Source organism: Alteromonas pelagimontana, assembly GCF_002499975.2.
GTDB lineage: Bacteria > Pseudomonadota > Gammaproteobacteria > Enterobacterales > Alteromonadaceae > Alteromonas > Alteromonas pelagimontana.
The window spans coordinates 2,431,382-2,448,525 of record NZ_CP052766.1 but is presented as its reverse complement, the minus strand read 5'-3'; the positions used below and the strand labels follow the sequence as shown (position 1 = coordinate 2,448,525).

Sequence of the window (17,144 nt, the reverse complement as noted above, 5' to 3'; positions counted from 1 at the left end):
CATGATTAAATACATTTTATTAATACTTCTTTTCGTTACGTTAGAAACTCAAGCAAAAGTTGAGAAAATTGCTTTAGAACCTTTGGTTAGGCATTCAGATTTTACTGGTGTTGTCAAAGTTGTTAACATCGAAAAAAGTGAAATGTGTGGCTATATAGTCACCGCTGAGCCCTTAAAAGTTTTCAAAGGTATCGATGAGGAATTTAAGTTTCGGGTCACAAATGAAGTTGATTTAATGTCGGGTGTTGAAAACTATTTTGCGATATTGTACGAGAAGCCGCAATCAGATACGTGTGGTCAAAATATTCTAAGTACCTTTAAAGACTACCAGACCCTTTTTCCTTTTAAGGACATTGGCGATAAATTCATACTAGCTTCAAGAAAAAGCTTTATGGCAGCTGACGGTGATAGTGGCTACTATCCTTTTAAATATGTAAAGCTGGTTGAAGTTGTCGATAATAAAATATATGCATTTGGAAAGTGGAAGGATATTGAGAAAGATTTATTGAAATTTTGATATAAAAAATTTATTAAAATTCCCCCCCATTTATTAATGGCCGTGGAGAAGAATTCCAGGCTAATACTGATGCATTTTAAGCTTTAGGATTATAAATGAAATACACGATATACATCTTACTTTTTTTTACTTTTAATAGTTACTCAATGAGTTTGAATATGACTCTCGACATTCTAGTTAGATTTTCAGATTATGCTGGCGTGGTAGAAATTTTAGATATTGAACCGAAACAAAGCTGTGGCCATCTTGTCACGGCAAAACCGTTAAAAACTTTCACAGGGAAAGATGATATTTTAAAATTTTGGGTTCCCAATGAGAAGGACTTGCTCATAGACAGTGACAAATATTTTGCTATTTTAAGGGAGAGTCAAAAAGTCACTCAATGTGGTAAAACTTTACTGAGTACCGGCGATAGTAAGCAAACTTTTTTCCCTTTTAAGGATGCCGGAAGGCTATATATATTAGCAAATCGAGAAAGCTTTTTAGCAATTAGTGATTCGGTAAGCTATTTCCCTGGTGAATTCGTAGAAGTGTTACAAGTCATAGATGAACGTATCTATGCGTTTGCAAGGTGGGCGGATATTGAGGAAGCGTTACATGATGAATAATATTCTGGACTTAATATTTAACTAAATGGTTCATTGTTGTGTAATCCAGATATCCTAGAATTAAGTAGGTGAGATACCATCTGAATTAGATGTGCTAATATCCAATAAACACGAATCAGTATTTATTTAGCTGAAGCTAGTTTAAACGATGCGGGGATTTTGTTGGCGCCCATAGTAAATTTGATTCTCAATTCGGCACTGGATACCGAACAGTAAGCTCTAGATTTGTATTATTAAAGATACATTGATGATTATCTATCACTAGGTATAATGGATTATAATGCAAAAAAATAATAACATATGCTCGTGCAAAAATATTTTAAAAAATCCTGATAGAGGATGACAACGTTGACTAGTCTGCAGAAAATTTCGCTAAGTTTTCTATTGTGCGTTAAAAATCTCATCTCGACGGACTTGAGCATGAATTTCAGGCAAATGCCTCCGCTTTCAAAATCTTAGGGATAAAATAATGAAATATTTAATATTTTCGTTACTTCTTATTGCTTTTAACAGTTACTCCTTAACATTGGGTATGACCCTCAGAACTCAATTTAAATATTCAGATTACGTTGGAGTGGTAGAAATCTTAGAGATTGACTCAAGCCAAAGCTGTGGTCAGCTTGTCACAGCAAAACCGTTAAAAACTTTTAAAGGGAAAGATGAAATTTTTCAATTTTGGGTTCTTAATGAGAAGGACTTGCTGCTCATAGACAGTGAGAAATATTTGGCATTTCTATCAGAGAGACAACAAGAGATTCATTGTGATAACGCTGTACTTAGCACTAGCCTTGGTTTTCAAACATTTTTCCCTTTTAGGAGTTATGATGGAAAGATGTATGTGTTAGCGTATAGAGAAAGCTTCATGTCAAGCAATGATACAATAAGTTATTATTCTGTTGGATTCGTAGAAATGCTACAAGTCATCGATCAACGTATCTTTGCGTTGGGAAAGTGGTCGGAGCTTGAGGAAGCGTTACTTGAAGAATAATAGGATGGTCATAATATTCGGTTTGGTCATAGGTTTTCAGCGCATGGTTCGAAAATGACAATGTGTAGTGGTCAAGTCATTTTGGCCACGGGTTTATAGTTATTCCAGTACCGGCTTTCCGACTCATTAGGCGTTAATCCGCCATTGTATGAATGCGGTCTTAATCGACTGTAATAACCAAGAATGTAATCGCTGATCCGTTGCTTGGCTTCTGTAAAACTTCGATAGCCAGTTGTCGGAACCCATTCAGTTTTTAAGCTTCTAAAAAATCTTTCCATTGGGCTGTTATCCCAACAATTTCCACGCCTACTCATGCTTTGAGTCATGCTGTAGCGCCATATCAGTTGCCTGAATTTACGACTGGTATAATGGCAGCCCTGATCACTGTGGTACATGATGTTCTTCGACTTGCCTCGACGTTCAAACGCCATTGCAAGTGCCTGGCAAGCTAAATTGCTGTCGGGCGAATAGCTCATAGCCCAGCCAACTGGCTTTCGGGCAAACAGGTCGATAACTACTGCCAGGTACGCCCAACGGTTGCCTGTCCAGATAAAGCTCACATCACCGCACCAGACTTGATTAGGGGCAGTGACAGCAAGCTGCCTGTCGAGCAAGTTCGGAATTGCTACATGTTCCTGCGTTGCCTTTTTATAATCATGCTTTGGAAGCTGACAACTGACCAAAGCCATGGCTTTCATAAAGCGTCCGGCACGATAACGGGTCAGGGTAATATTGTGCGACTCATCATTCGTAATAATATCAGCAACGGTTCTTGCTCCAGCAGAACCGCTGCTCAGTCGATGCGCTTCACGAACCAGACTCCGCAGCCTGATAGCTTCAGGCGACGGTTTTTTGTCACGCTGCTTCCAGTATTTAAATGTGCTTCGGTGGACATCCAGTACCTCGCACAATTGATTCACAGGATAACGACTGCTCTGACTCAGTCTCTCGATTAATGCGAGTGTTTCATGGAGTCCGACATCAACAGATTACTTCGTAACGAACAGAAGCTTTTTTTAATATATCTTTCTCTTGCTCAAGTCGCTCAACCTGCTTTTTAAGCTCCCTGATTTCACGTTGCTCATCGGTCATGGGGGTTGCCTGAGGCGCTTTACCTGCACGCTCCTCACGCAATTGACTTACCCATTTACCAATAGTGGAGTAACCGACGCCCATTGCTTCGGCGGCTTCTTTATTGGTGTAACCTTGATCAACTACCAACTGCGCTGTTCGAGTCTGAATTCAGGACTGAAGTTCGGGCCTTTCTTTGCCATTTTGTCACCTAACTTTGTTATGCTGCTATCATAGCAGCTCTAATTAGGTGGCCAAATTAACTATGCCACTACAAAATAACTGTTCCCATAGTATGAGTCATGACGAAGTCACTATTCAGAACCGGCTATAAACCCTTCGCAACATCCTTGCTGTTGCACAGCGCCTGCAAAGGGTTCTGAATGATGTACTCGTTGTGCCTTTTCATGTGTAGCGCATTTACGAACAGTTTTTTAGGATTATATTACGAAGCGCTTATTTCTTATTATTTTTATGTTTACAAGCCTAAATGTGTATGCGAGTGCACAAAGTCTGACGTTAAAGCAGAAGCTAAAAATTCCAGAATTTCTAGCTTAGAACGAGTAGATGATTGTGGCTTGCTAGTCACTGCTAAAAGCGTTGAGAACTTTAAAAGTCTAAAAGTTAATGAAAGTATTAAATTTTGGATTAAAAAGGAGTCCGATATATTCCCCGATATTAATAGGTACTTTGTTATATTGTACGATTCAAATAAAGGTAACCTTTGTCACGACACTTCAATTATGGGCGCAAATGGTTATCAGTCCGTATTCCCGATTTACGAAGATCCCGAAAACAATTATATATTAGCGAGTCGGTCAAGTTTTCTGTCAGCTATGGATGGTAGAACTTACGCCAGCAATAATGACATGACCGGAAATGTAAGAAAAATAGAAGTTATTAATAACCGCATCTATGCATTTGGAAAATGGGAAGCAATAAAGTCTTTAATAATAGAAATCGTAAAACATGAAGACTAAGTCGCCTAAAGTGTTGATACTTTTTTAGGTAATTCCGCCCCTCCTATTTCACCGACAAGGTATTCACGAATGGAAGGCAGACAATAAAAGAGCGCCAGCGGCGCTCTAATTAAAACCTGCTGTTATTAAGCCAGTTGATTATTGCGGTTCGCGTAAGTGAAAAATCTGACACTTCGTGCCCATATCAGGCTGTTGCGCAATGTTTGTCCCATCCGCCAAACCGCAGTCAGACACGCCCATAGCCAGCTTGGTGTACCGATTAATCAGCATGACTCCGCCACCTTCCACTGGCGAAATACGCCATTGCGCGGCCTTTTCCTTACAGGCAACCATGCTTACATCAGCGCCAGGCGCTACAGCATTACCCGCCACACCAATACATTGTTTAGCTTTGGGATTATTACGGATACTCAAGTAACCCGTATCGGTAGGAACAAAGTGCCAGCTTTGGGAGTCGCTATAGTTATAGCCCTTCTGCACTACGTGATTGCCAGCAGTCATAGTTTTGTTGATACTGACCGCTTTGCCACTTTGCTGGCTCATAATTGCAACCGGGCCCACTGGTTGTAACTGCCATTGGGTGCAGGCGCTATCTTTATTCTGCTGCAAAACAGCCTGATTCTGTGACGCTGAACATCCGGCAATGGCTAGAGGTTTTCCTGAATAACGGTTAGTTACAGTGACGTTACCGTCAATCCCCGCCTCAACCTTCCACTGCTGACAGAAATTATTCTTCCACGCAGAAGACTGTACGCGTGCATTATCTGCAGTGCTGCACTGTGCAACCTCTAAAAATTTGCTGTCTTCGCGATTTGCTAAACGAATATATCCGTCAGTCGTCGCGTCTAAAATCCACTGACCATTGGTACCACTACATTGACTCTGCACTGCGCGGTTGTCTTGCGGGTCCGCTGAAATATCCAGGCACAGATCGCTGGTGGCATTTAGCAAGTGGTAACGCTGGCCTTGCACGCGGGTTACCAGTGGGCCGTTTTCGCCAGCAGGTGGCGCAACAACTACACCAGGCGTGATAGGCTTACCGAAATCTGGCGTACCATCAGCTTTCCAGTCGAATTTTTGGGCACGTAATGAGCGAGTGGCGCTACAACCATCTTCTACAGAATCGTTACCGTGATAAACCAGCCAATCTTCCGTGCCATCAGGTGAGGTAAAAAAGCCATTGTGTCCCGGGCCAAACACTTCCTCGGTGCGAGTAAATACCGGCTCCTGCGCTTTTTTCCATGCGGTGATCTTCATAGGATCATCACCCACCAACTCAAGCAGACCAAGCTTATAGTCTGGGGTATTACAAAAGCTGGCTGAATAGGTCATAAATGTACGCCCATTATGTTGCAGTATTTCCGCACCTTCAGTCACTTTCCGACCACTAATTTCCCAATCCAGCTCCGGCTTGGTTATTACAGTATGAGGCGTCCCTTCTTTCAGCGTCCAAGGGTTTTCCATTTCAGCAATAATGTTCATCTGCTGATCCCCTCGCCACTGAGAGTAAATAACATATAGCTTATCCTTGTGCTCCAGATAGTTGCCGTCAATATTCCAAACATCCGGCATTAACGCGCCTTTATATTGATATGGCCCCATAGGGTCGTCGCCAACGCTCTCCAGAACATTAAGATGCTGATGATCTAAGGTACCATCCTGCCCCGCCGTGTACATCATGTACCAGCGGTAGCCGTTTGGTCCTTTTAATCGATGGAATTCAAATGCCCAGAAGTTACAGCAACGCTCCGGATCCGTAGCCGACCAGACATTAATTGGCGTAGCATCCGCTAAGCCAGCGAGAGTGGGCGACTTCCGCATTACCAGTTCCGATGTCCAGGTGGTCGTCGTCAGATAGTAGTTTCCATCCCAATACTCTAACCACGGATCTGCGCCATTTGGAAACAAGGGGTTAATAAAAGTACCTGATGCCATCGTTGGCTTTTCCGCTTTAGCCGGTACTGCGGGCGTTTGAACCGATGCATTAGTATCGGTGGCCGATTCAGAGCTATCAGTTTTCGTGCTATTAAGAGACTGGCAGCCGCTTAACGTTAAAGCCAGTAGCGCAGCTGCGCCCAAAGCTTTAAGTTGCCTTACAATCATTGTTATTCTCACTTGCGGTTATTAGTCGTTCCGCTGAACGTGGCCCTAAGCCTGATTCAGTTGGAAAATGTTAGTTCTGGTTACTGCGATTCTCCTGTCCAAACGGTTCTCATGGACAGGAGCTATCGGAAAACTATATTTACTTCGCGCCAAATTCGTACACAATCTGCGTAGAATATATTTCACCGGGCAACAACCTGGTGCTGGCGAAGTTTGGCTGGTTTGGCGAATCCGGATTGTGTTGGGGTTCCAGGCAGAAGGCACTGCGCATGCCATGGTCGCGATATTCCTGCGACGTGCTGCCGTCAAGAAAGTTGCCTGAATAGAACTGTACTGCAGGTTCCACAGTATACACCGTCAGCGTACGTCCGCTCGCGGGGTCGTACACGTTAGCCGCCTCGACGAGTTCGCCGTTCACTTCATCTTTTAAGATATAGTTGTGGTCATAGCCTTTTGCGCGTTCAAGCTGAACATTATCAGCGTTAATTGCTTTTCCAATTGCCTGTGGCTGACGAAAATCAAACGGCGTCCCTTGTACCGGCATGAGTTCACCAGTAGGAATTAAACCGCTGTCTACCGGCGTAATGGCATCAGCATGAATTTGTACCTGATGCTCCAATATATCGCCTTTACCCGCCAGGTTAAAATAAGTGTGTTGAGTCAGGTTGACGATCGTAGGCTTATCGGTTGTCGCGACGAACTGCATGTCTAACGTATTATTGTTCGTCAGCGTGTAGGTCACTTCAGTATTTAACGTACCCGGATACCCTTGATCGCCATCAGGACTTATCAGCGTGAGTTTCACACCAGCACTGTTTGCAGTTGTGAAAGGATGCATCTGCCAGATTTTTTTATCAAAACCCTGAACACCGCCGTGAAGATGGTTATCTCCATCGTTTGTCGCCAGTTGGTACTCGGTGCCGTTTAGTGTAAATTTACCATTGGCGATACGGTTGCCGTACCGGCCAATAATGGCGCCAAAATAGGGATTGGAAGACACATAGTCTTCCAGATTGTCCATGCCCAGAACAATATTTCCTGACTTACCATTCTTATCAGGCGTGACCAGACGGGTAATAATACCGCCGTAGCTAATTACATCAACCTCAACCCCATTAGCGTTCGTGAGGGTAACCTGGTTAACAGGCGTTTGATCGGCGAGCGTGCCGTAGTGGCTCATAGTAGCCGTAGGCGCATGCGTCATTGCGGTTCCTTCTTCAGCAAAAACATTAGATGCAAATACACTTATCGACAGCGACAAAACCGATGTTTTCAGCCAATTGCCGAAGTGTGATGATGAGGGGGCAGAATAGCGACTTTCGAGGCAGAACGAAACACAGTTAGACATGGGTTAACCTTTTCTCAACCAATTTTGTACTTTTATATTACAAATGATATAGAAAAAGCAACCCATTATGTAGGAAGTTTACCGTTGAATTTTTCCCGCTTGTACTAAGATGCAGTCCATGCCCGCGCTTTTAGCCGCTTGCAGACCTATTTCGGTATCTTCAAAAACAACGCAGTCAGCAGGTTCTACACCAATTTTTTGGGCAACAGTAAGAAAAGTTTCCGGGTGCGGCTTACCATGGGTGACATCGGACGCCGTTACAAGTGCGTCTATCTGCGATAACAAGCCGTGGTGATCCAGCAGTTGCTCCGCATGACGCCGTTCAGCTCCTGTACCTATTCCTATTTTTAATGACGGCCGATAATGGTGAAATACGGCAATCGTCTCGGCAATTAACTCAGGAGTATGATCCAGCTTTAACCACGCATTGCGCTTGAACTGAGCCACCTCGTCCGGACTATGGGATACGCCGAATTTTTCATTAAGTATTTTTACGGTATTACGCGTAGGTACGCCACCTAACCCATACATGTAATCGGCATCGAAAGGATAACCGAACGCTTCGCAAGTTGCTTTCCACGCATCGATATGAGCTCCCATCGAATCGATCAATGTGCCATCCATATCAAATACAATGCCCTTATAGGCACTTAAATCCACCATGGTTTCTCCTGAGAGTTGTTGGGTGAGTTAACAGTCAATGGAGGCTGATGAACCAACCTCGCAGTACGCTATTAGAGTGTACTACGAAGCTGGCTCATCAAAGGGACACGATTTATATACCTTGTTTCAACATGTAATAAGCGGCGTTTTGACGAAGCTCTGACTTAAAGGAGCGAATCGTAGTATCGGCATCGATTACTACGGTCTCTACACCGGCCATATCTGCATAATCAGTAATCATATCGGTGGTTACAGCCTGGCTGTACGCAGTATGGTGAGCACCACCGGCATGAATCCACGCAGCTGCTGCCACAGACAGATTCGGCTTCGGTTCCCATAAAGCAGATGCTACTGGCAGATGTGGCAACTCTGCTGGTGGAGCGACAGTGTCCACTTCATTGATTAAGATACGGAAACGGTTACCCATATCAATCGGAGAAACATTAATTGCTGGACCTGGTGTGCCGGTAAATAACAAGCGACCCACATCACAAGTCACACCTATAGTATGGCGGTGAACTTCCAAACGAGGTTTTTCAGCGGCAATAGAAGGACAAATCTCTAACATGTGCGCGCCCAGTACCTGATCGGTGCCGCCCATATTGTAAGTATAATCTTCCATAAACGAACAACCGCCTTTACGCCCTTGCCCCATCACTTTCATGATGCGGACCATGGCAGAGGTCTTCCAGTCACCCTCGCCGCCATAGCCGAAGCCATTCGCCATAAGGCGCTGTGTTGCCAGGCCTGGCAGCCCAGTCAAACCAGACAGATTTTCAAAACAGTTGGTAAAGGCTTTGTAGCCACCATCATCTAAGAAGCGTTGCATGCCCAGTTCAAGGCGCGCTTCATTTTTGATCATGTCAACGTTATAAGATTCTTTCCAGGTTGCATCGGAAATTACATAATCCTGATGGTAAGCGTCCATTTGCGCTGACACATCGGCATCGCTAACCTGATTAACCACTTCGGCCAAATCAGCAACGCTATAGGCGTTAACCTGATAACCAAACTGGATTTGTGCTGCAACTTTATCGCCTTCTGTTACCGCCACCTGACGCATGTTGTCACCAAAGCGAGCCACTTTCAGGCTACGGCTTTCTGCCCAACCCATCGCTGCACGACACCAGTCGTCCAGTTGTGCTTGAACTTCCGCACGTTGCCAGTGGCCGACCACCACTTTACGCTCTTTGCGCATGCGAGTGCCGATAAAGCCAAATTCACGATCGCCATGAGCACTCTGGTGAGTGTTCATGTAATTCATATTAATATCGCCCCACGGCAGACCAGCATTAAACTGGGTATGCAGGTGCAACCAGGGTTTTTGCAGCTCATTTAAACCTGCGATCCACATTTTGGCAGGCGAGAACGTATGCATCCACAATACCAAGCCGATACACTCAGAACTGCTATTTGCCTGCTGGCACACAGCATGAATTTCTTCTGGAGATTTTACCGTGGGCTTCCAAACCAGATTTACCGGTAACTTGCCACTGTCATTCAAGCCTGCAACAATTGCCTGGCTGTCTTTCGCAACCGTTTCCAACACTTTAGGCCCATAAAGATTCTGGGAGCCGGTGACAAACCAAACTTCTTTAGTCATCGTCGTCATAATGAAATTCCTCTTAAGTCAGTCACGGTCGCGTTATTTGCTTTGGCCATAGTAGGCATCTTTACCGTGTTTACGTAAATAATGTTTATCAAGAACAGCTTGCTTTAACGGCGCCGTGTTCGGATCCAATGTACGCGTCAGATAAGCCATTCTAGCAATCTCTTCCAATAATGCTGCGTGATATACAGACTGTGCTGCATCTTTACCCCAGGTAAATGGAGCATGCCCGGCAACGATCACCATAGGTGCCGCTTTTGGATCTCTGTCCACATACGCATCAGTAATTTGTACACCGGTTTCTTCTTCGTAGTCACCGTTAACCTGTTCGTCAGTTAACTCCCGCGTACAGGTTATCTCGCCGTGCACATAATCCGCGTGGGTTGTGCCCAGACAAGGAATGCTTTGCTTAGCCTGCGCCCATGCTGTGGCGTAGGTTGAATGAGTGTGAGTAACACCGCCAATACTCTCGAACGCACGGTATAAATGCGTGTGAGTTTTGGTGTCAGAGGAAGGACGCATAGTGCCTTCCACAATAGTATTATCCAGATCGACGATAACAATATCTTCAGGTTTCATATCATCGTAGGAGACGCCGCTGGGCTTTATCGCCACTACTCCTTTATCGCGATCCACCTGCGATACGTTGCCAAAGGTATAAATCACCAGATTGCGACGTTGAAGCTCCAGGTTGGCTTCAAACACTTCACGTTTTAATTCTTTATAGCTCACAGATTGCCTCCAGATACATAGGCACCAAGGGTTTGATATTTCTGATACAGCTTGTCGTAAGTATTTACGCGCTCAGGGTTTGGCAGATATTGCTTACATACTGGTGAAGCCATCACCTTCTGAGCATCAGCTACAGTGGCATATTCGCCAGCCGCGACAGCGGCCATGATAGCGGCACCCAAGGCACAACTTTGGTCGCTTTCCAGCACATCTATCGGACAATTCCAAACATCAGCGCAAGTTTGCATGACGTAATCAGATTTCTTCGAAATACCACCAATCACCACTACTGAATCAATTGGTACGCCTTCTTCACGAAAACGTTCGGTAATTGCACGAGCACCAAAAGCGGTAGCTTCTACAAGAGACTTAAACAGTTGAGGCGCATCGGTACCCATTTTGATACCGGCAATTGCCATGGATACGCCCTGATCAGCATCAGGAGTACGACGGCCATTTACCCAATCCAGAGCGGTAATATCGGTTTCTTTTACCGGAAGCATGTCGGCAGCATGAGATAAGCGCTGCAGCGTTGACTCTTCAATTTTCTGCACCAACTCTTTCTGGCTTGATTCGGTGAGTTCGCTAAGAAGCTGGCGAGTTGGCCACAATACAACATTTTTGAACCAGGCGTATAAGTCGCCAAAGGCTGACTGACCGGCTTCGAGGCCAATCATCCCGGGAATCACAGAACCGTCTACCTGACCACAAATACCTTTTACGCAGGTTTCCCCCAGCTGATCTTTAGAGGTAACAGTAATATCACAGGTTGACGTACCCATTACTTTGGTTAACACACCAGGACGCACATTGGCAGCAACCGCGCCCATGTGACAATCAAACGCGCCGTACCCGATAACAATGCCTTCTGGCAGACCAAGCTTTTCCGCCCACTCAGCAGTCAGTCTACCCGCGACAGTATCACTCGGTTGTGTGTCAGCGTTAAGGGTACCTACCACGCCATCCAATAACGGATCGATGCTGGTGAAAAAAGAGTTCGGCGGGAAACCACCCCAGCTCTCATTCCACATTAATTTATGACCTGCCGCACAACGCCCCATCTTCAATTGATCAGGGTGAGTGGTTCCGCACATCAGCGCTGTCATCCAGTCGCAGTGTTCAACCCAGGTGTGGGTAGCGGCTTTTACCGCTGCGTCATTACGGAAGATATGTAAGGCTTTAGCCCAATACCATTCAGACGAATAAATTCCACCCATGTGAGATAAATAATTTACCTCATTTTGTGTGGCAGCCTGGGTAATTTCTTTTGCTTCACCAATAGCGGTATGGTCTTTCCACAACACGAACATCGCGTTTGGGTTTTGTGCAAATTCTTCTGTCAGCGCAAGAGGAATACCTTCACTATTCACTGCAACAGGGGTAGAACCGGTGGTGTCGAAGCTTAACCCTATAACATTTTGCGCAGTACCTGCAGGAACTTTATCCCATAGGCCGCGCACCACCGCGACCAAACTGTCAGTATAGTCCAGCGGGTGCTGACGATATTGATCTTTGGCAGGTTCGCAATATTTGCCTTCTGCCCAACGAGGATAATTTACCAGATAACTGGCCAGTTCTGCGCCAGTTTCAACATCAACCAGTAGCGCTCTAACTGAATCAGAGCCGTAATCCAGACCCAACGTATAACGAGACATAAATACCTTTCAATGATTTGATTCTAACGGCGTTAGTCATTGCCTTTATTTGTATGATAATATCAACAATAGTTAATTGTAAAGGTAATATAAAAATAATATTAACGTTAAAAATACGCTGATAACGCTTTAAATCCGCTTACGAATTACTCTGTTTCTTTTATGAATTTTGGCTCTCGTAAAGCTTAGTATTAACAACTTGTTTTGTATGATAAAAATGGAATGTCTATGTCTAATCAGTTAGAACAGTTAAAAGCAATGACCACAGTAGTGGCAGATACCGGCGATTTTGAAGCCATCAAGGTTTATCAACCGCAGGATGCAACCACTAACCCGTCTCTCTTGCTCAAGGCAATGCAAATCGAAAAATATCGTCCATTAGGTTTGGAAGCAGTCGAATGGGCCAAACAACTTAATGGCGATAACAATATCGGCAAAGTTGCCGCTGATAAGCTGGCCGTGTTGATTGGCGGCAAGCTGATGGAGCAAGTGCCTGGATTAGTGTCTACTGAAGTAGATGCGCGCTTGTCGTTTGACACCGAAGCCACTGTAGAAAAGGCGCAAAAGCTTATCTCACTTTATCAGGCCCAAGGCATTGACACCTCGCGGGTGCTAATCAAAATTGCGGCCACGTGGGAAGGCATTCAGGCGGCAAAATTATTGGAAGAGCAAGGGATCCATTGTAACGTCACGTTAGTGTTTTCTTTTGCTCAAGCCCGCGCGTGTGCGGAAGCGGGGGTTTATCTAATCTCTCCTTTCGTTGGCCGCATCCTTGACTGGCACAAAGCTAATGATCCTTCTCAGGATTTTACCGGAGCAAACGATCCAGGCGTAAAATCGGTTAAGCACATTTATGACTATTTTAAAAAGCACGGCTTTGACACGGTAGTCATGGGCGCAAGCTTCCGCAATATCAGTGAAATTCAGCAGTTGGCTGGCTGTGATCGCCTAACCATCAGTCCTGCGCTGCTTGATGAACTCGCTCACAATAATGATGATTTACCCCGCATGTTGACCCCGTACGAAAAACCGGTGACCTCAACAGAAAGGCTGACAGAACAGGCTTTCCGCTGGGACATGAATCAGGACAAGATGGCTAGCGATAAACTTGGCGAAGGTATACGTCAGTTTGCTGTTGATCAGGAAAAGCTGGAAGCTATTTTAAACGACATGGCCTAACGCTTATGCTTCGCCCGTGCTTGAATTTCTACGGGTACGGGTGAAGTAGTAGCATTAAGATTGCTACTGCCCACCGCTAAATAAACTAAAGAAAATAAAAAACCTCGGCCAATTGCTCAGCCGAGGTTTTTTAATTTAGAAAGCAAAGGTTAGCCGAGTAACGCTTTCGCTTTTTCTTCTATGTTTTCAGCAGTAAAGCCAAAGTGCTTCAATAATGCAGCACCGGGCGCTGACTCACCGAATGTTTGCATGCCTACAACGTCTCCATCGAGGCCCACATATTTATACCAAAAATCGGTATGAGCTGCTTCCACTGCCAGTTTAGGAACACCAGCGGGAAGAATAGATGCTTTATATTCTTTTGACTGCGCATCAAACACATTGGTGCTTGGCATAGATACCACGCGTACGTGATGACCTTGTTCCGTTAAGCTATTAGCGGCTTCAAGCGCAATGCCCACTTCAGAGCCTGTAGCAATAAGAATTAACTCAGCAGGTGTAGCACAATCTTTTAGTACATAACCGCCTTTGGCGATCCCTTTAAGTTGTGCTTCACTACGTTCAACCGCTTTGGTGCCCTGACGAGAAAATACCAGTGCGCTTGGCCCATCCTGCTTAATCAGTGCCTGACGCCACGCTTCAGCGGTTTCAGCTGCATCACAAGGACGCCACGTAGTCAGGTTGGGCGTCATACGCAGGTTCGCCAGCTGTTCGATGGGCTGGTGAGTCGGGCCGTCTTCACCCTGACCGATAGAATCGTGGGTATAGACAAAAATGCTCTTGGCTTTCATCAATGCAGCCATACGCACAGCATTGCGAGCGTATTCCATGAACATTAAGAAAGTAGCACCAAAAGGTATAAAGCCGCCGTGCAGGGCAATACCATTCATAATGGCACTCATACCAAATTCGCGCACGCCATAATAAACATAGTTGCCGTCATCAGTGTCCTGCAAGCCTTTAGCTTTAGGCCATAAGGTCAGGTTCGAGCCAGCTAAATCAGCAGAGCCACCCATCAATTCAGGTAGCAAATTGGCAAAAAACGCGATGGCATTCTGAGAGGCTTTACGCGTTGCCACATCTTGCATTTCAGACTGACAAACACGCACAAATTCATCGGCCTTTTCATTAAACGATGCAGGAAGTTCGCGTTTAATTACCCGGCGGTTGAACTCTTTTGCCAGTTGCGGATATTCCGCCGCATAGTCAGCGAATAGTTCTTTCCACTCGCTTTCACGGGCTTGTCCTGCTTCTTTGGCATCCCACTCGCCATAGATGTCGTCAGGGATCACGAAAGCTTCATGTTCCCATTTTAACACCTCACGCATAGCCGTGATTTCATCGACGCCAAGAGCCGCCCCGTGGCTATCGTGGCTGCCTGATTTATTGGGCGAGCCAAATCCGATAATGGTTTTACAGCAAATCAAAGTGGGTTTGTCGGTAACCGACTGAGCTAATTCAATGGCTGCGGCAATATCATTCTGATTGTGACCATCAATGCCACGGATCACGTGCCAACCGTAAGATTCAAAGCGTTTAGGCGTGTCGTCAGTAAACCAGCCTTCTACTTCACCGTCGATGGAAATACCGTTATCGTCCCAAAAACCAATCAGCTTACCCAGCTTCAATGTGCCGGCGAGGGAGCTGACTTCATGAGAAATGCCTTCCATCAAGCAGCCATCACCCATAAAGCAGTAGGTATAGTGGTCAACAATGTTAAAGCCAGGTTTATTATACTGAGCGGCCAGGGTTTTCTCGGCTATTGCCATACCGACTGCATTAGCAATACCCGCTCCTAATGGCCCGGTGGTGGTTTCAACACCAGGGGTATAACCAAACTCAGGATGCCCTGGCGTTTTTGAATGAAGCTGACGGAATTGCTTAAGGTCTTCCGTGCTGACATCGTAGCCACTCAGGTGCAGTAAAGCATATTGCAACATGGAGCCATGTCCATTTGACAATATAAACCGGTCACGGTTGGCCCATTGTGGATTAGTAGGATTATGGCGATAGAACTTTTGCCAAAGAACAGTAGCAATATCGGCCATACCCATTGGAGCGCCCGGATGGCCTGAATTTGCTTTTTGTACAGCATCGGCAGCAAGCATGCGAATAGCATTCGCTGAATTGGAACTGGTATTAAACATACTTCTTCACTTGTTTGTTACTATTATAGTACAATTAATATGACAAAACGCTGGGGAAAAAACAACCCCAAAAGCGCTTCACGCGGTATTTCTAATCTTCATTGTTACGACTGAAACGTTGCAGAATCTCTCTTGCTTTTGCACGTTCAAACCCTTTTGTAACCTTAAGATAAACTGAGCCATCATCTGCAGATAATGTAATTTCCTGAACGCCGGGTACGGTTGCAAGCGCTTGGTGTAAATCGGGCTCGATTGCAGAGGAAAATTCGCCGTGCATCAACAGGCGTTTCACCCGACCGACTTCTTTTAATCCATGTAATATAAACAACCATCCGACAGCTCCCACTGCCCCTATAAAGTAGGCCGTTTCAGCAGTCCAGAAATCGGTGACCACACCAGACAGCACTCCGCCGATAAACGCGCCAAAAAACTGGAAGCTGGCATAGATGCCCATCGCCGTGCCTTTTTCTCCAGCGGGCGCAATACTCGACACCATCGCAGGAAAATTTGCCTCCAGATAATTAAATCCAGTGAAAAAGAAAATGACAGCAGTGACCACTACCCATTTATTATGATCCTGCGCACTTAGCATCGCAAAGGCAATTGTCATAAACACTACCGCAGTAATGATAATACGTTTTGGCGTCGTTCCTCTTCCTGCGCCCATCATCAGCACCAGGCCAACAATGGATATAGCGAGTACCGGTAAATACAGCATCCAATGACTATCCAGCGTCATATCAAAATGTACCAGTGTTACGGGGAGTTGTACAAACAATAAAGTAATCATCATGTGCAGCACCATCACACTGACATTGAGACGCCACAACTGAGAGGAGAAAATGAGCCGTTTAAGTTGTCCGGCTTGAGGTAAGGTGTCGCCGCTGCCAGTAACAATGCCATCAGGCACCACCCACTTTATTAATGGCATGCAACCCACAGCAAATACGCCGGTAATGGCAAAAATTCCGGCCAGCCCCCAGCGTTGCGCTATCATGGGACCAATAAGCACAGCAAGATAAAATGAAAAGCCGATAGCAATGCCGATAATTGCCATGACTTTAGCCCGTTGGGTTTCCCGGCTGACATCGGTCGCCAGTGCCATAATTGCTCCGGCAATAGCGCCGGCTCCCTGCAAAATGCGGCCGACGATCATCCAGCTGAGCGTATCAGCGCTGGCCGCAATAAAGCTTCCGGCGGCAAAAATAGTTAGACCTAAAAGAATAACCGGTTTACGACCCCACCGGTCTGACATCATGCCCATTGGAATCTGTAACGCAGCCTGGGTAAGACCATAGCCTCCCACGGCAAGCCCCACTAAAAGCGGCGAATAATCAGGATAATCCATAGCAGCCACGGCAAGTACCGGCATTACCATAAATAAGCCCAACATGCGCAGTACGTACACCAGTGCCAGTGCAACCGCAGCGCGAACTTCAAGTGCGTTCAAACCTTAAGCCGTCCTCAGTCTGTTATTGGGCGCGAAGTGTAGCACAAAAACACCTTCCGCCCACGGGCTAAATCCCATAACGAGGTGATCTGCT

The 17,144-nt window shown here is 45.5% G+C and carries 13 protein-coding genes and 1 pseudogene; 5 read left to right on the top strand and 9 right to left on the bottom strand.

Annotated elements, in window-relative coordinates; genetic code table 11:
- Position 1 precedes the first annotated feature (1 nt).
- The 3 genes from CA267_RS10870 (at position 2) to CA267_RS10860 (ending at position 2,113) form a co-directional block, all read left to right on the top strand.
- A complete protein-coding gene (locus CA267_RS10870) occupies positions 2-517 on the top strand; it encodes a hypothetical protein (RefSeq protein ID WP_075607459.1) in 516 nt (171 codons plus the stop codon).
- Between the two features lie 158 nt (positions 518-675).
- Positions 676-1,125, top strand: a complete 450-nt coding sequence (locus CA267_RS10865) for a hypothetical protein (protein WP_139316207.1) — start codon at positions 676-678, stop codon at positions 1,123-1,125.
- Between the two features lie 469 nt (positions 1,126-1,594).
- A complete protein-coding gene (locus CA267_RS10860; RefSeq protein WP_075607461.1) occupies positions 1,595-2,113 on the top strand; it encodes a hypothetical protein in 519 nt (172 codons plus the stop codon).
- A 71-nt stretch (positions 2,114-2,184) separates the two neighbouring features.
- Here CA267_RS10860 and CA267_RS10855 read toward each other — a convergent pair.
- A pseudogene (locus tag CA267_RS10855) lies at positions 2,185-3,387 on the bottom strand (IS3 family transposase).
- A 204-nt stretch (positions 3,388-3,591) separates the two neighbouring features.
- On the opposite strand from CA267_RS10855, the gene CA267_RS10850 reads away from it, so the two are divergent.
- The gene (locus tag CA267_RS10850) at positions 3,592-4,164 is read left to right on the top strand and encodes a hypothetical protein (RefSeq protein WP_075607463.1); all 573 of its coding nucleotides are present in this window, start codon (positions 3,592-3,594) and stop codon (positions 4,162-4,164) included.
- A gap of 138 nt (positions 4,165-4,302) precedes the next feature.
- Here the strand turns inward: CA267_RS10850 and CA267_RS10845 are convergent, their stop codons facing one another.
- From CA267_RS10845 to CA267_RS10820, 6 genes are all read right to left on the bottom strand, one after another.
- Entirely contained in the window at positions 4,303-6,267 is a 1,965-nt protein-coding gene (locus CA267_RS10845) for an RICIN domain-containing protein (protein ID WP_075607464.1), read from the bottom strand.
- Positions 6,268-6,406: 139 nt separating this feature from the next.
- Positions 6,407-7,615 carry an aldose epimerase family protein gene (locus CA267_RS10840; protein ID WP_097349096.1) on the bottom strand — a complete coding sequence of 403 codons (1,209 nt, stop codon included), beginning with the start codon at positions 7,613-7,615 and terminating at the stop codon, positions 6,407-6,409.
- A gap of 78 nt (positions 7,616-7,693) precedes the next feature.
- Positions 7,694-8,278, bottom strand: a complete 585-nt coding sequence (locus tag CA267_RS10835; RefSeq protein ID WP_075607465.1) for an HAD family hydrolase — start codon at positions 8,276-8,278, stop codon at positions 7,694-7,696.
- A 112-nt stretch (positions 8,279-8,390) separates the two neighbouring features.
- The gene (araA, locus tag CA267_RS10830; protein WP_075607466.1) at positions 8,391-9,890 is read right to left on the bottom strand and encodes an L-arabinose isomerase; all 1,500 of its coding nucleotides are present in this window, start codon (positions 9,888-9,890) and stop codon (positions 8,391-8,393) included.
- 33 nt (positions 9,891-9,923) lie between these two features.
- Positions 9,924-10,619 (bottom strand): L-ribulose-5-phosphate 4-epimerase, encoded by a 696-nt coding sequence (locus CA267_RS10825; protein WP_075607467.1) that lies wholly within the window; start codon positions 10,617-10,619, stop codon positions 9,924-9,926.
- Complete coding sequence (locus CA267_RS10820) at positions 10,616-12,274, bottom strand: ribulokinase (protein ID WP_075607468.1); 1,659 nt, start codon at positions 12,272-12,274, stop codon at positions 10,616-10,618. Before CA267_RS10820 ends, CA267_RS10825 begins: the two co-directional genes overlap by 4 nt.
- A 228-nt stretch (positions 12,275-12,502) precedes the next feature.
- Here CA267_RS10820 and tal point away from each other — a divergent pair, with 228 nt between their 5' ends.
- Complete coding sequence (gene tal, locus CA267_RS10815) at positions 12,503-13,453, top strand: transaldolase (RefSeq protein WP_075607469.1); 951 nt, start codon at positions 12,503-12,505, stop codon at positions 13,451-13,453.
- A gap of 149 nt (positions 13,454-13,602) precedes the next feature.
- On the opposite strand, the gene tkt is transcribed toward tal, so the two are convergent.
- Together tkt and CA267_RS10805 are read right to left on the bottom strand one after the other, a co-directional pair.
- Positions 13,603-15,600: a transketolase gene (tkt, locus tag CA267_RS10810; protein WP_075607470.1), complete on the bottom strand. Its 1,998-nt coding sequence runs from the start codon at positions 15,598-15,600 to the stop codon at positions 13,603-13,605.
- Positions 15,601-15,691: 91 nt separating this feature from the next.
- Positions 15,692-17,050 (bottom strand): MFS transporter, encoded by a 1,359-nt coding sequence (locus CA267_RS10805; RefSeq protein WP_075607471.1) that lies wholly within the window; start codon positions 17,048-17,050, stop codon positions 15,692-15,694.
- Between the last annotated feature and the right edge of the window lie 94 nt (positions 17,051-17,144).

Bases quoted from the DNA above. Each gene is read 5' to 3' on its own strand.
- CA267_RS10870 (WP_075607459.1), top strand. From the start codon at position 2: ATGATTAAATACATTTTATTAATACTTCTTTTCGTTACGTTAGAAACT.
- CA267_RS10865 (WP_139316207.1), top strand. From the start codon at position 676: ATGACTCTCGACATTCTAGTTAGATTTTCAGATTATGCTGGCGTGGTA.
- CA267_RS10860 (WP_075607461.1), top strand. From the start codon at position 1,595: ATGAAATATTTAATATTTTCGTTACTTCTTATTGCTTTTAACAGTTAC.
- CA267_RS10850 (WP_075607463.1), top strand. From the start codon at position 3,592: ATGTGTAGCGCATTTACGAACAGTTTTTTAGGATTATATTACGAAGCG.
- CA267_RS10845 (WP_075607464.1), bottom strand. From the start codon at position 6,267: ATGATTGTAAGGCAACTTAAAGCTTTGGGCGCAGCTGCGCTACTGGCT.
- CA267_RS10840 (WP_097349096.1), bottom strand. From the start codon at position 7,615: ATGTCTAACTGTGTTTCGTTCTGCCTCGAAAGTCGCTATTCTGCCCCC.
- CA267_RS10835 (WP_075607465.1), bottom strand. From the start codon at position 8,278: ATGGTGGATTTAAGTGCCTATAAGGGCATTGTATTTGATATGGATGGC.
- araA (WP_075607466.1), bottom strand. From the start codon at position 9,890: ATGACGACGATGACTAAAGAAGTTTGGTTTGTCACCGGCTCCCAGAAT.
- CA267_RS10820 (WP_075607468.1), bottom strand. From the start codon at position 12,274: ATGTCTCGTTATACGTTGGGTCTGGATTACGGCTCTGATTCAGTTAGA.
- tal (WP_075607469.1), top strand. From the start codon at position 12,503: ATGTCTAATCAGTTAGAACAGTTAAAAGCAATGACCACAGTAGTGGCA.
- tkt (WP_075607470.1), bottom strand. From the start codon at position 15,600: ATGTTTAATACCAGTTCCAATTCAGCGAATGCTATTCGCATGCTTGCT.